Here is a 14,936-nt window from a genome sequence, read left to right as displayed (position 1 = left end):
AATGGCTCCCCCAAAGGAGCCGCAGTGATAACCTTAATTCGTAGAGGTCAATGCAAATGCCACTGGTTCTATTCAAAGACGTAACGTCCGGGGAAAACAACGAAATCGACTATCCTCACGGAGCGCCTTTACCCAAGTCAGGCGATGAGATCTTCGCTCCCGGTTCAGAACGAGTCGTCAAAGTGCTGGACGTTGTTCGTGCGGACAAGTTGGAAGTCCATTTCCTGGAGAATGCTTCCTCGTAGAGATGTTCAGGGTGGCCTCGGGCCGTCTCAGCGCAAAAGTCATAAGACGGCTCGGTGAATAACTTCACTCATGAAGTGACCATTGAGAGAACGCTCCTACGCCAGCCCATTCCTTGCGATCACTTCTTTATAAAATTGCCCCGAAAGCTTGATCGTTCGCTTCATTGTCTTGTAGTCCACATAGGTAATGCCAAAGCGCATGGCATAGCCATCGGACCACTCATAGTTGTCGATCAGGCTCCACAGGAAGTACCCCTTCACAGGCACGCCTTCGCTCACCGCGCGCTGCAATTGTTCCAGGTAGCTGCGCAGGAAAAGGATGCGGTCCACATCCAGCACCTCGCCGGTTTTGGTCGGTACATCCAGGCTTGCCGCTCCGTTCTCGGTAATGTAGATCTCCTTCACACCCCACAACGCCTGCAGATGTTTTGGCGACCAATACATTCCATCCGGCCCCAGTTCCAGCCATTTCGCCGCCATGATCGGATAACTCTTTGGCATGTCCACGATTTCGTATCCTCCTGGATCGGCGCTCGCTCTTATCCAGGTTGGCTCATAGACGTTCAGCCCAATAAAATTCAGGGGCGTGCTGATGAGCTTCATATCCTCAGCCGTAAACTTCGGCGCATTCGCTCCCAGGCCCTTCAAATAATCCTCGGAGTAGCGGCCCTCCATGATCGGCGTCAGCGATCGCGCATTCATCTCGCGGTATGCCTTCCGTGCCGCTGCGATATTCTCCGGCGTCTCAATCACCGGGCAGGTGCTCACAGCATTGTCAGCAATTCCTACCTTCGTTCCCGCGCGCGCATTCGCTCGTACCGCCTGCACAGCCAGCCCATGCCCCACCAGCACATTGTGCGTTACCTGCGCGACGATGGCATCCGACAGTTTGAGTCCAGGGGCATCGCTTCCGTATCTGTACCCCCCATCAACGAATTGAGACACCTCGCTCATCGTGATGAAGTGCTTCACCCGGTCGCTCAGATGTTTCACGGCATAAGCTGAGTAATCCGCAAACGCCTTCGCGGTGTCCCGGCTCTGCCATCCGCCGACTTTCATCATCGCCTGCGGCAGATCCCAGTGATACAGCGTGCAAAACGGTTGAACACCGGCAGCCAATAAGGTGTCGAGCATACGGTCGTAGAAATCCCACCCTCGTGGGTTAGGAGTTCCCGTCCCTTCTGGGAAGATGCGCGACCAGGACACCGAGAACTGGTACGTCTGCACGCCCAGCTCCTGCATCAGCGCAATGTCCTCGCGATAGCGGTGGAAGTGATCGGCGCCCATATCGCCGTTGTCACCCGTGTAGGTGTTCGTCTTTACATCCGAGAACGTGTCCCAGATCGAGGGGCCACGACCGTCTTCCGTGGGCGCGCCTTCAATCTGATAGGCCGAGGTCGCGGTGCCCCACAAAAATCCCTTTGGGAATCCACGCTCTCGCGTGGCGCTAGTGAGGGGGGAGGAAGGAGTCACTGCAGTTGCCGGTAGGGCGGCAACACTCGCCGACAAGCCGAGTAGTCGGGCAAAATTTCTACGATTCATGCGTTTTGTCATCAGCCACTCCCATCGTAGCGCAGGCATACACGTTACGGGGAGCAGTGACTCAATTCGAGCGATTGGCGCTCAGCATGGACAAGAACGCTGGTTTGACATGTCGATGGCACGATCTGGGCCACATTCCGATCAGACGATGAGATAAGCGCTCCCCCGAAATCTCGCCCAAGTCGAACGAGATTTCGGGGCTGCCCTGTCTTCGCCCGGCTAAGGCGTGGTGATGGACACGTTATCGAAGGTCGCCGTGCACAACTGAGAGGTGTTCCTGCTGCTGACCACCAGTCCGATGTATGCATTGCTCGCCATCGATACGCTGACCGTGCCCTCCTGCGTCCAGTTCACCCCATCCGGTGAAAAATAACCGGTAAAGGTACTGCCGCTGCGCACGACACGAATCCAATAAGGAGCGACGAGGCCGGGGGTTCTGCTCCCGCTCGCAGTGCCATTGGTGGTCGTGCGTTCGAGCCAGGTCACGCCGTTCCCAGGTGTGAGATTGATATCCGCCATCGTCGCACCCGTGGCAAGCGTCTCACGGATCATCACGCCGGCCTGCGCCCCGCTGTTGGTGTTGGTCATGCTGAGCACCCGGGCCGTAACGGTATAACTTGTTCCAGTAGCGGCCTGGTACAGATAGTTGAATTGCTCGGTCGTGCCGGTAATGCTGCTCCCGGCACCGTTCACAATGAACGTACCATTGCTATAGCTGGCGCTGCCGGCAACGCCCACGCTTCCGATATCCTGATCCGTCCAACCCGACGGCAGATTACCTCCTGCGGGGATATTGACCACCAGAGTGACAGTAGACGAGTGCGACAGGCTGCCGCTGGTCCCCGTGATCGTCAGGACATACGTCCCCGTTGGAGTTGTTGCCGTTGTCGAGATCGTCAGCGTTGAACTCCCCGAACCGGCAACCGACGCCGGACTGAAACTGGCGGTGGCCCCGGCAGGCAGTCCGCTTACGCTCAGGCTCACCGTGCCAGTGAAGCCGTTCAGCGCACTGAGCGACGCCGTATAGGCACCGTTATTCCCCTGCGGCACCGTCGCCGAACTTGGCGTAGCCGAGAGACCGAAGTCAGGCCCCTGCACGACCAACGTCACTGTCGTCGAGTGCGACAGAGTACCGCTGGTGCCCGTGATCGTCAGAGGGTACGTGCCCGTTGGAGTTGTCGACGCTGTCGAGACCGTCAGCGTCGAATTCCCGGAGCCAGTGAGCGACGTAGGGCTGAAGCTTGCCGTTGCCCCGGTTGGCAAGCCGCTCACGCTCAAAGCCGCTGTCCCGGTGAAGCCGTTCAACGCACTGAGCGACGTCGTGTAGGTGGTGCTGCTCCCCTGGGCCACTATCTGAGAACTCGGTGTAGCCGAGACGCCGAAGTCAGGCGGTCCCGGTACGATCAACGTCGCTGTCGCCGAGTGCGACAGCGTACCGCTGGTGCCCGTGATCGTCAGCGCGTAGGTGCCCGCTGCAATGGTCGACGCCGTCACGATCGTCAGCGTCGAACTCCCGGAGCCGGTGACCGTCGCGGGGTTGAAGCTTGCCGTCGCACCAGAAGGCAATCCGCTCACGCTCAAAGTCGTTGTGCCGGTGAAGCTGTTCAGCGCACTGATCGACGTCGTGTACGTGGTGCTATTGCCCTGCGTCACCGTCTGCGAACCCGGCGTGTCCGAGAGGCTGAAGTCAGGCGGTGGAGTACCGACAGACATCGTATGAATGACGATCGAGTTGTTGTTGTAGTTGTCCTTGCTGATCAGATACTGCCCATTGTTCTTTTGGTAAGCCCGAATGCCGTACATCGAATCCACATCGTTGCCCACCGCCACATTAGGATTGGCGCTGGTCATCGTCAGATCGTCGGTGCCGGTCGTAAGGTTGTAGGCGTCGATATCGGGCACAGTATGGACATACGAGATGAACAGATAGTTGCCCGCCGCCGCGTGCCCCTTGGGACTCTGGCTGCTCTTCAGCGTAATGACCTGATTGGGGGTGGTCGTGTTGCCCGCCTTCCAACCGTGATACACCTCAACCCTGCTGCCCAGAGAAGTCCAATCGGTGCCATTGGCTTGCAACAGGATCATCGTGTCGGTGGACGGTATGTACTCGATGCCGCCCAGAGGCGCGATGGTCGACGGTGTCGGCGTGGTCGTCGGCGTTCCGTAGAGCGGCATGCCATTGGCATCGAAGCCGGTCAGTGGGTAATGGGTGATCGCGTTGGTCTTGTCCAACCCCACCCAGATATCCCCGTTTGTATCGAGGGCAAACCCGTTGCGGACCCGGGCCAGCGTATTGAAGTAGTTGGTGTAGCCTGCCGGAGAGGTCTGGCCAGGCAGAGTGCCGAAGGGTATCGACGCGTACTGATTGGTGGGAAAGTACGAAAACAGGAAACCATCCGAATTCTGGCCGGCGGCCGCGAGGATTCGATGGCCGTTGACGCTGGTCATAATGCCAAAGTCAAACCCTCGACTGTTGCTGGTGATGTCCACGCGCGGATCGGTGGGATTGTCGAGCGAGTCGACGCTGTTGCCAACGTATCCACCCCCGCCCGAACCAGTGAAGACGTCCTGACCGCCATATAAGTCGGCGCCGTCTGTGCCGGGGTCAAAGGCGGCGTTGCCTTCGAAGTTCAGCGCTTGCAGCGTGTACTGCAGCACGCCGGCACTGTTGTACGCATGAAGATCGGTCTTCCCATCTCGTCCCAGATCCCAGGTTCCACCCCAGGGATTATTGAGGACATACAGGTTTCCGGAAGTGTCCTTTCCAATACCGACGACACGTGTGAAGCGTTTGCTCCCGGTCTGTCCCTTGTTTCCGGTAGTCGTGTCCAGATAGCCGCCCTGCACGCCGAAGGAGCTCGCCAGCGACGGAGTGCTCGCCAGATTTCCGTAGATCTGGATGTTCATGTTCGGCCCCTGGTCGCCGATCATCAACTGGTTATTGACGCTGTCATAGTACAGCGCCGAAGGCCGCGAACTGGACCCCATGTTGATGGTGTTCAGCTTGGTCCCTGACGCAGAGAACTCCTGGATCGTCCCCTCGCTCATCTGGGCGACCCATATGTTCCCTGCTCCGTCGACGGCAACCGCGCCGGGATCCGTGAGGTTCCAATCCGATTGCCACACCCCGGCGATGGTGTAACACCGCACCAGGTTGTCGGGATGGTCGCTGACGTAAACCAGCGTGCCGGTGTCGGCGATGCCTGTGATGACGTCCGCGCGCCGCTCGGTCAAGTCCGAGCTCGCCGACCACGTCAGATCCCGCACCCCGGTGCTCCGGTTATAGCGACCCACAAAGCCACTGCCGCCAAGGGTGGTATTGAACTGCAACGCGACGAAGAGATGGGTAGAATCTCCGCCGACCGCTCCGCCCTGGGCTTCCCCATGAGCGCTGAAGGTGGTTGTTTTTTGGCCGTTCTGGTAGACGTTGATACTTCCCTGGCTCTCGTCCCAATCGGACGAGGTATAGACGACGCCCTCCGGCGCCACCCACATGGACCGCATGCCGTTCCCTACATACGTGGGGATCGTCGAATACGAGTTGCCTACCCACGATGTCGTGTAGGTGACTTGGGCATGACTGACCGTCGCACTGATCAGCAGGATGAAAAGCCACGGGATTGCGAAGAATGCTAGCCAACCTTGTTTCGAAAACATGGGGCCTCCTAAGCCTTCTGTACTTATGAATGGTCTTTGTAAATTCCACGAGCCTTGTAGTTCGCGGTACAAAGGCATGTCAATATGAATGACCCACTCAATCTCTTCCATGCCAGGCGTTTCATTTTTACGTTGGCTCTTCTGATAGCAACTGATTCTTTAACAGAAGCAATTCCCTGCCAAAACGCAGATCCTCTTGAGTGCGCTGTTCCCGGACACGCGCCATGAGAGCCGTTTCAGAGCCTAGGTTCGTCTCATACAGTAAAACTCCCGGCAGTGATGTGACCCCATCCAGTCGGCTCATGCTCGAGTCTTGGCTTCAGCAACAGTGATGAGCGCCTGAGGGAATAGAGGTCTGGAAGTATGCAGTTCTGAAGAGGATGTAGGGCGCCTTCAAGGCGTAGCACTCATTGAACACGGTTGAGCTTCGGAAGGAAGATTAATGCCTCAAACGTGCTTATCGTCAGCAATGATCCATGACGTGATGCCGACTTATCGATCCTTGCCCAGGTCGAACGCGTCAGAATTCGCGAGCATTCTCGCGAACGACAGGTTGAGCGTGAATATTGAGTACGAAGAAGCCGATTGAGCTAATCTTCAAACGAGACCCGTTATGACCACGATCCGTCGCGTTCTGTCCTATCCCGCTTTGCTCAGGCCTACATCGGACACACTTCTTCTGGCGGTCGATTTTCTTGGCACGTTGGTCTTCGCCATCGAGGGCGGCGTGGCGGCGGCTAGAGGCAACCTCGACCTGCTCGGCGCCTTAGTGCTGGCCTTCGTCACGGCGCTGGGCGGCGGAATCATCCGCGATGTGCTCATTGGGGCCATTCCGCCCAACTCTATCCGTGACTGGCGTTACGGAGCTATCGCTTTTTTCGGAGCGATCGTAGCCTTTTTTATGCACTCGCTTGTGCTCGAAATTCCAGCGTCTTTCCTGACCATGCTCGATGCCGCCGGATTGGCCCTATTCGCCGTAGCAGGCGCGGAAAAGGCCCTGAATTATAAGATCCATCCTTTCCTCGCCATCCTTATGGGCGGCATCACCGGCGTTGGAGGAGGTACGGTGCGCGATGTCCTGCTTGCCCAGGTACCCACCGTCCTGCGAGCCGACGTCTATGCCACGGCTGCCCTCGCCGGAGCCGCGGTCGTCGTGATCGGCCTTCGGCTAAAGCTTCCTCGAACGCCCGTCGCCATCTGTGGAATCTCCGTATGTTTCCTGCTCCGCATGGTCAGCGTCTGGCGGCACTGGAACCTGCCCAGGCTGGCTGGCCACTAAATTCAGTTCACTGCTCCATCCGAGGCATTTTTTGGTCTGGCATATGAGCTGACGTACAGAGACAGACGATGCTGTCTATCTCTGTATAACTACTTTGCAGACGCAGCCACGTTGGCAACCGTTACCGATCCCACAACGTTGCCGTCTGCCCCGAAGCTTGCGCCGGTTCCCGGCAGTCGAAAGGTTCTGATTCTCCCGAAGTGACCGGGAGCGCCCTTCGTCCACTGTTCAGGCGCAAGCAGCAGTCTATTCGGTTGTGGAGGATGACTGCATCAGGAAAGTGCCCAACCGGTGCGGTCCTGCCGCTGTATGAACTGCGCAGCCTGAGGACAGTTTTTCGCAACCATCTTCGGTCCGTCCCATTCGATCTTCTGGCCGACGCGCAAGGACACGCAGCCCAGCAGCATGATCTCCACAAGACGCGCACCGATATCAAAACGCGAGTAGCACATCTCTGGTTTGTTCGCCTTGATGGCATCGAGCCATTCCAGCGCATGCGCCTGCCCGAGATCCGCGGCATTCTCGGCATGCCCAAAATCCCCGACATGACGATTGCGCGGGATGCGCTCCGGGTATTGCGCCATGGCCGGATGCTTGAGATAGTTGACGAATTCTTTCTCGCCCTTGAGCTTTACGAAGAAATTGCTCCCGTAATCGTCCGGCGAAAAGACCATGCCTCCTTCGCCGATGAGCAGGCAGCCGCTGTCGGGAAGCCTGCCTAGCAGGGCGACGATATCGGCGGTGAGTTCCGCAGGCGGCTTGTTGCTCAGGTCGTGGCCGCCACGAGCTGTGGAGTCAGGCTGGCCGCCGTCGTACCACCAGAGTGTCATCGCGTCGTGCTCGATTTTCTTGTAATGGTGGAAGAGATGCGGATGCTCAAGAGAAATGCGGGCTTCGCGTTTGGGAAAGGCGAATCGGATCTTGGAACCGACAGGATAGGACTCCTTGTTCATCCGGCCGAAAGGCATGGCTTCGATCTCTGTGGGGTAATCGAGATCGAGAGCGCGAAAGGGGATATTGACCGTGTGGCAGGCCATATCGCCCAGTGCCCCGGTACCGAAATCCTGCCAGCCGCGCCAGTTAAATGGCGTGTAAACTCCATTTCTGTCCTTAGGGTTCCGGCTACCGACATAGGGCCGCATGGGAGCCGGGCCAATCCAGGCGTCCCAATCCAAGGTGGCTGGGATGGGGTCTTCTCCGGCGGGGCGTTCCATGGCCTGTGGCCAGATCGGACGGTTTGTCCAGACGTGGACTTCATGCACCTGTCCGATGAGATCGTCCTGAATCGTCTCCACCGCGCGGCGGAGACCGTCCGAGGCACTGCCCTGATTGCCCATCTGCGTCACGAGCTTTCGGTCGTGGGCCATGTTCCGCAGGTAGCGCGCCTCGTAGATCGTTTGCGTCAGCGGCTTCTGGCAGAAGACCGCTTTGTTCCTCTTCATCGCCGCCGATGCCACAATGGCGTGCGTGTGATCCGCCGTGGAGACTGTGACCGCATCGATCTGATCGCCCATTTGATCGAGCATCTGACGGAAGTCCTTGTAGAACTTCGCGCTCGGATATTTCTTGGTCTGCGTCTGATAGGCCTCGGAACCTGCATCCACATCGCACAGCGCGACGATGTTCTCGCCAGCGCAGGCATCGGTATCGCTGCGGCCTTTTCCGCCGATGCCGATGCAGGCGATGTTCAGCTTGCTGTTGAGATGCTGTCCGCGCACAATTGCAGGCGCGCCAAACGCAAAGGCACCGGCTGCGAGAGCGCTGGTTTTGATAAATTCACGACGGCCGACACGGGAGGGCGCGGCCTCAGAGGCATTCAGCGAGAGCAGGTTTTCGTTTGGGTTCGACACACGCACAAGAATACACAGACCCCCTTGCTGATGCCAGACCTTCGAGCGGATATCGTTTCGGCCGGCGCCTGCGTCAGTCTGAGAAACTCGCGCTGCGGCAGGAATACCGGGGCGGAAGCGATTACTCCGATAAGGCGACTTCTCAATACTGACTCGCTCCGTTCCGGCTGCGTTGCATCGGATAACAGAGGATCAGTCTTTCGTACGGATGATTAGTTTGCCGGGATTGCCAGCAATCAAGCCACTATAAGCATGGTCTGCGTCTTCCATTGGAAGCTCAGCTTTGACAAAAGCTTTCAACTCTCCGGAATCGAAAAGCTTGCCTAGTGCGGCTAATTGTTCTCCATCCTGTTCGACGATGAAAAAAGCACTCTTTACTCGGGGATCGGTACTCGATTCTGCATCCGCAGCAATCGTGACCAACCTGCCACCAGGCTTGAGAAGATCCCAGGATCTGTCCAGGGTTTCTCCTCCTACGGTATCGAAGATTACATCGACTAGACCTGCCTCCTCAAAACGGCGCTCTCGATAATCGATGACCTCATTGGCTCCAAGCTGCCTTACAAAATCGATGTTCGCCTTGGACGACGTGGCGATCACATACGCTCCTTGCGATTTTGCAAGTTGAACGGCGAAAAGCCCCACCGCCCCCGCCCCTCCGTGTATAAGGACTCGTTCGCCTTTCCGTAATTTTGCTCGGACATGCAGTCCCTGCCATGCCGTCAACGAGCCAATCGGGGCTGAGGCTGCTTCGACGTGGGAGAGAGAAGATGGCTTCAGAGAAAGATTCGATGGCCTTGTTATGCAGAACTCAGCTGTAGCCCCCTCTGCGAACCAGTCGTTCAAGCCGAAAACGGCATCACCCCGTCTGTAGCTAGTTACTCCCGTACCTAACCCCACGACTATGCCTGAGAATTCATGTCCGGGAATCGCCTTGGATCGGGCTGTACCGTCCGCATAGTGGCTGGTGGGATACCAAAGCTTCTCTGTAGGGGTCACGCCAACGGCGGAGACCTGAATCAAGACTTCGCCCGCTTGCGGTTCGGGGACCGGACGTCTCACCAACTGCAGGTTCAGTTCGTCTGTAAACTCCATTGTTTTCATCTCTGCCATGGCTTCACTCCGTGGAACTTGCTGTATTAGTAGTCGGAATCGGGAAAGGGAGATGCAGCTATCACGTCGCAGGCATTAGGAGTTGTATAACCTGGGATGAGACGCTCGCAGATGCTGGCGTTCACGGTGCCGTAGGTCGTGCCGGGCTTGTGCGCAAAGCCGGCAAAATACTCCTGGATGAAGCCTGCCTTGAAGTGCTTTCGAGGATACTCGGCCACGATTTTCTCACGCAACTCCGAAGAAAACTGATCGAAGCCTCTTCCAAGCACATCGAGACCGACTCCCGAATAGAGTAGAGCGACTTCGGGGCGCATGTACTGAGTGACGCCGGGAGTGGTGTGCAGAGCAATGGCTGCCCATGCAATTTCTATCTGCTCTTCAGGGACCCCATGCGCTGTGAGGAACTGACGGGCAGCGTTTGCACCATCAACTTCGAAGCGTTCGTCTGGGCTAGAGAATTTTTTAATGAGACCCAAATCGTGAAACGCGGCCGCGACGTAGAGAAGTTCAGGATCGAAGCGAAGCTTTCGTTGACGGCCCAGCTCAGCCGCAAACAAGTAGACACGCATCGAGTGATTAAAGAGCAGATCCGTAGAATGCCCACGCAGGAGATCAGTGGCTTCTTTCGCAAGCAAGGAATCGGGAAGGGTAAGAGCAGAGGATAAGTTTGACATCGTTGTTGCTCCTTCGACGTCAACTGTAATGTCTTTGTGGGGCATGCGCCATGACAGGAATACAGCAAATTCGGACATGGAACGCCGCCAGGCTTTCACATATCCGATTTGAGGCAAAATCTTGTTGCTGTCATTACTGAAGATGGATCGCATAGAGATATAAACTTGCTAAGGTGATGGCCAAGCACACTGCATGAGTGCTTGGTCGGCCGAAGTAGCTGCCCATAAGACGACTTATGGGGACTAACTGAGAGCTGGCCCCAGCTAGCGGGAACTTTCTGATTCTCCGCAGCGTAAGGTTGGCATGTCGAAGTTTTTGCTTTCGCTCATCTTCGTAGCGTCTCTGGGTTGCTGCCGGAACGGTGTCGCCCAGCAACCCGCACCTCCATTACCGGTCTATGACGCCGTTGTGATCAAGCTGAACCATGGCCTTTCACGAGGCACACACGTGGATAGCGACGACGCCTGGTTTCGAGCAACAAATGTGCCACTCAAACATCTACTCGTGAATGCCTACGGAATTCGCGAAGGCCTGATCTCCGGTCTGCCCGGATGGGCCGATTCGTTGCGGTTCGACGTCTACGCCAAGGTGACAGATCCGGATATGAAGGCCTTGAGCAGTCTTTCGCGCGAACAGCGGCAGGCAATGCTCGCCGCCATTCTTGTAGACCGCTTTCATCTAAAAACACATACTGAGCCCAAGACGCTTCCTGTGTATGAACTGGTCGTCGCAAAAAACGGCCCGAAGCTTAAGGTGAGTGCAGTTGCGCCGGATGCGGCAGGCTCCGGCAATATGAATGTGCACAATACGGATATGGCTGCCACAGGAGTGACGCTATCGGATCTGGTGGGAAACCTGTCCTTTCCACTGGATCGCACGGTGATCGACAAGACGGGCCTCACGGGCCGATACGACTTTCGACTGCAATGGACCGCTGATAACGTCGCGAACGGTGCAGCCGACAATGGTGCGGCTGATGCTCCACCGAACCTCTTTACGGCGATCCAGGAGCAGCTTGGACTGAAGCTGCAACCCGGAAAGGGGCCGGTAGATACGTTGGTGATCGATCACGTGGAACAGCCTACGGAAAACTAAACGCTTCGGTATCAACTCAATTTGTTCTGTCATCCATTCGAGGCAAAACGCGCAACACCCCCATCATCCCTCCATCTTCATGTTCAAGGAGATGACAGTGATACATGAAGGTTCCCACTACATTCGGATCTCGAAAGTCCATGCGTAGGGTGATGCTCGGGTACGGTGTGCCGGGGCCTCGCCAGTACGGAACGTTGATGGTGTCTCGCAGAAAAGGTTCATCAACGGCAACGCCGTTCCATTGCGTGAGCATGAAGTGGACCTGGTGAATGTGGAAGGCATGCGCTTCCGTAGAACGATTTTCGATGACCCAGTCCTCGACGTCTCCCTGCCGCGCGACGATATCAGGCTCGGTCTGGTGCGGATTGAACGGAGCAGCCGGCTTGCCTTCCACGGTGAGCATGAAGACCGTTGGGCTGTCCGGCCGGTTCGGGTCGGACGGCTGCTCAGAGAAGTAGAGCTTGCGCGTCCGTGCGGGTTGGACGTTGCCGATCCATATCTGACTCGGGCGAGACCTCGGATCCGCTGAGGACGGCAGCGCGAGCAAATCCGGCGCCTGGTCTGTAACGACGACATCTGCAAGAGGGCGCACGGGATCGTTCTCACCGGCAGGCCCCGTATCCACGCTGCGCGTAATGAACTGCGCTTGTGTGCCTGCGGGCATCCCCTTAACGATGAACTCCGCTCGTGCAGCGGGAGGCAGAAAGATATGGTCCGTCCAAAAAACGCGGTCCGGCGTAAGCCCGTTCTCGTCGATGGGCACTCCATCGAGCGACACTACCCCAATCGACTGTGGTTTGCCGGCCACGACGATCTGCAGATCCAGGAACGTAAGCGACGAGGCGTTGAGGACGCGCCACAACTGCCGGTCGTTCGGCCTGCTGAGAATCTTCGCAGGCGGATAGTCCGGCCAGGGTACTGGAACAAAGTTGATGGAGAGATCGCGCGACGGCTTCCCTCCTCCCGTCCCCGTATTAAGAATGTCCCCTTCAGCATCGCGAAAGACGGGCGGCGTAAGTCCCGGCCCAGTCTGTTGCGAGTTGGGATGGATGAGGTACTGGTCGCGAATCACGAGGGTGCGTTCATGCATGCCCGCTACCAGCCGGTTCGCGCGCTCGATGCCTTCGACCACAATTGCGCCCGAACCTCCGCCGGACACCTGCGCATTCGTCAACCCATGGAGATGCGGGTGATACCAGTACAATCCCGGGGGCTGGTCGACCGGAATCGTCAAGTGATAGGTGAACGGCGAGTTCTTCGGTGAGATCGCCGTGTGCATGACATCATCCTGACCGCAAGAAGCAGGAACGTTCATTCCGTGGAAATGCAGGTTCGTCGAGGATGCCGTCATCTGCGCGTCCGCGCACGGTGATTCGATCGGCATGCCCACGGAGTGCGGCATCGGATTCACGGCGCCTGGCTCGAGCTTCAGCGAGTTCTTGAGATGGAGAACGAGCTTGTCTCCCGGCTGAACCCTCAACGTGGGAGATCGACCGCCGTTGGACGATTGATAGCAGTACTCCTCCTGGCCGTCGGCATCCTGCATGTTTTTGAAGTTCAGGTCGAACTCCAGGAGTCCATTACGGCTGCGCACCTGCTCCGGCTCGGCGACGACGCTTCCGGGTGCAGGCGGGCGACATAACGCAGTTTGCGCCTCCAGGGAAAAAGTCACGCAGGCGGCTGTGGCGAGCACGCACCGACTCAGGAGGGAGCATAGACGCATGTAGGAAAACTATGGATGCCGTGTGAACGTACCGTGAATCCACATTGCACGAAGCCCCTTCCTGGCGAACTCAAAAGCATGGGCATGAACAAAGAGAATTTCATCTCCAGATTTCATCCCAGCGCAATGTTTCGCGCGGAGGATATTCTCGCAGTCTTTTACGCATTGTCATGCCACCTCTACAACAGGTCCGAAAGGTCAAACTCATGCCACGATTCACTGCATTACAAAAAATTGCTTCGGTGGGCCTCCTTCTCCTCGTTCCGATCTCGTCCGCTTCCGCACAGTTCCTGCAGCCGGAACAGCCTGCGTCGAAGCCAGCTGAGACGACCACTCCGATCAAGCACCTCATCGTGATCTACGACGAAAACATCTCCTTCGATCACTACTTCGGCACCTATCCGAATGCCACGAACCCTCCCGGAGAGCCGCGCTTCACAGCACTTCCGGGCACCCCTGCACCGAACGGATTGACACCGACTCTGCTTCAGGCGAATCCGGACGCCGTGGCGCCCTTTCGGCTTGATCGCTCGGAGGCAGTGACCTGCGACAACGACAACCACTATACCGATGAGCAGAAGGCGTACAACGGCGGACTCATCGATCAGGTCTCCGAGTTGCTGAGCGGCACAGGCACGGGCTGCACACCGAACCTGTCGATGGGCTACTACGACGGCAACACGGTCACGGCAATCTGGAACTACGCGCAGCATTTCGCCATAAGCGACAACTTCTTCGGCTCAACCTTTGGCACGACGGTGATGGGCCACCTGAACTTGATTGCGGGACAGACGCACGGTGCGACTCCCAACGCTGTCTCCGGCAAGGTTGCAAACGGAAGCGTCATCGCAAACATCGATGCCACCGACGACGACTGCTCTACCGGCACGACGATCGAGATGTCCGGCAAGAACATCGGCGACCTGCTCAACGCAAAGGGCGTCACCTGGGGCTGGTTCTATGGCGACTGGACGCCGACGAGCTACGTCGCAGGCAAGGCGCAGTGCACCAGCCAGTATGACGATCACTATGCGCCCTTTCAGTACTGGGCCTCGACCGCCAATCCTCATCATCTGCGGCCGACCTCCGTGCGTACGATCGGCACGACCGATCAGGCAAACCACCAGTATGCGCTCACCGACTTCTGGAACGCCGTGGCCGCCAATAACCTTCCCGCTGTCACCTTCTTGAAGGCGCCGGCGAATGAAACCGGTCATCCTTCCACGTCGAGCCCACTCGCAGAGCAAACCTTCCTGGTGAATACGATCAATCGTCTGCAACAGAGCCCGGACTGGAACAGTATGGCGATTCTTATCACCTACGATGACTCCGATGGCTGGTACGACCATGTACTGGCGCCGATCGTGAGCACCTCGAGCGACCCGAACAATGATGCGCTGCTGGGGCCTTCGGGATTGTGCGGCACCTCCAGGAGCGGAGCGTACCTGGATCGCTGCGGTTACGGCCCGCGTCTTCCTTTCGTCGCGATCTCACCTTATGCCAGGCAAAACTATGTGTCGCACACACTCAATGACCAGTCGTCCATTACTCGCTTCATCGAAGACAACTGGGATCTTGGCCGCATCGGCGATCAGTCCTTCGATGCCATCGCTGGATCGATTCAGGACGTCTTCGATTTCAGCCCGTTGAACGGCCTGCTCTCTCCCGCACGCAAACTGGTATTGAATCCAGATACCGGGGAACTCGAAGGCCAGCGGTAATCGATCAAGGAGGAGGGGAAGTCGTCAGCAGCCGCA

At 57.4% G+C, this 14,936-nt stretch carries 10 protein-coding genes; 4 read left to right on the top strand and 6 right to left on the bottom strand.

Features of this window, described 5'->3' with window-relative positions:
• The first annotated feature begins 56 nt into the window (after positions 1 to 56).
• Positions 57 to 245 (top strand): hypothetical protein, encoded by a 189-nt coding sequence (locus ACIX8_RS11055; RefSeq protein WP_014265419.1) that lies wholly within the window; start codon positions 57 to 59, stop codon positions 243 to 245.
• Positions 246 to 341: 96 nt separating this feature from the next.
• On the opposite strand, the gene ACIX8_RS11050 is transcribed toward ACIX8_RS11055, so the two are convergent.
• Both ACIX8_RS11050 and ACIX8_RS25940 read right to left on the bottom strand, forming a co-directional pair.
• A complete protein-coding gene (locus ACIX8_RS11050; RefSeq protein ID WP_044178389.1) occupies positions 342 to 1,787 on the bottom strand; it encodes a GH1 family beta-glucosidase in 1,446 nt (481 codons plus the stop codon).
• 219 nt (positions 1,788 to 2,006) lie between these two features.
• Positions 2,007 to 5,444: a hypothetical protein gene (locus tag ACIX8_RS25940; protein WP_014265417.1), complete on the bottom strand. Its 3,438-nt coding sequence runs from the start codon at positions 5,442 to 5,444 to the stop codon at positions 2,007 to 2,009.
• A 613-nt stretch (positions 5,445 to 6,057) separates the two neighbouring features.
• Here ACIX8_RS25940 and ACIX8_RS11040 point away from each other — a divergent pair.
• Entirely contained in the window at positions 6,058 to 6,723 is a 666-nt protein-coding gene (locus ACIX8_RS11040) for a trimeric intracellular cation channel family protein (RefSeq protein WP_014265416.1), read from the top strand.
• A gap of 272 nt (positions 6,724 to 6,995) precedes the next feature.
• Here the strand turns inward: ACIX8_RS11040 and ACIX8_RS11035 are convergent, their stop codons facing one another.
• The 3 genes from ACIX8_RS11035 to ACIX8_RS11025 all read right to left on the bottom strand — a co-directional run bounded on the left by ACIX8_RS11035 (position 6,996) and on the right by ACIX8_RS11025 (position 10,360).
• Entirely contained in the window at positions 6,996 to 8,573 is a 1,578-nt protein-coding gene (locus tag ACIX8_RS11035) for a Gfo/Idh/MocA family protein (protein WP_223295516.1), read from the bottom strand.
• A 192-nt stretch (positions 8,574 to 8,765) separates the two neighbouring features.
• Positions 8,766 to 9,686 carry an NADP-dependent oxidoreductase gene (locus tag ACIX8_RS11030; protein WP_014265414.1) on the bottom strand — a complete coding sequence of 307 codons (921 nt, stop codon included), beginning with the start codon at positions 9,684 to 9,686 and terminating at the stop codon, positions 8,766 to 8,768.
• A 26-nt stretch (positions 9,687 to 9,712) separates the two neighbouring features.
• Entirely contained in the window at positions 9,713 to 10,360 is a 648-nt protein-coding gene (locus ACIX8_RS11025; RefSeq protein WP_014265413.1) for an HD domain-containing protein, read from the bottom strand.
• Positions 10,361 to 10,664: 304 nt separating this feature from the next.
• Here ACIX8_RS11025 and ACIX8_RS11020 point away from each other — a divergent pair, with 304 nt between their 5' ends.
• On the top strand, positions 10,665 to 11,456 hold the full coding sequence (locus ACIX8_RS11020; RefSeq protein WP_014265412.1) for a TIGR03435 family protein: 792 nt from the start codon (positions 10,665 to 10,667) through the stop codon (positions 11,454 to 11,456).
• A 16-nt stretch (positions 11,457 to 11,472) separates the two neighbouring features.
• Here ACIX8_RS11020 and ACIX8_RS11015 read toward each other — a convergent pair whose 3' ends face one another.
• Positions 11,473 to 13,149, bottom strand: a complete 1,677-nt coding sequence (locus tag ACIX8_RS11015) for a multicopper oxidase family protein (RefSeq protein WP_014265411.1) — start codon at positions 13,147 to 13,149, stop codon at positions 11,473 to 11,475.
• A 236-nt stretch (positions 13,150 to 13,385) separates the two neighbouring features.
• On the opposite strand from ACIX8_RS11015, the gene ACIX8_RS11010 reads away from it, so the two are divergent.
• Complete coding sequence (locus ACIX8_RS11010; RefSeq protein WP_014265410.1) at positions 13,386 to 14,900, top strand: alkaline phosphatase family protein; 1,515 nt, start codon at positions 13,386 to 13,388, stop codon at positions 14,898 to 14,900.
• Positions 14,901 to 14,936 lie beyond the last annotated feature (36 nt).

The sequence above is a fragment of the Granulicella mallensis MP5ACTX8 genome (assembly GCF_000178955.2).
Taxonomy (GTDB): domain Bacteria; phylum Acidobacteriota; class Terriglobia; order Terriglobales; family Acidobacteriaceae; genus Granulicella; species Granulicella mallensis.
The sequence above is the reverse complement of the archived record's forward strand: the minus strand, read 5'-3'. Positions and strand labels throughout refer to the sequence as shown.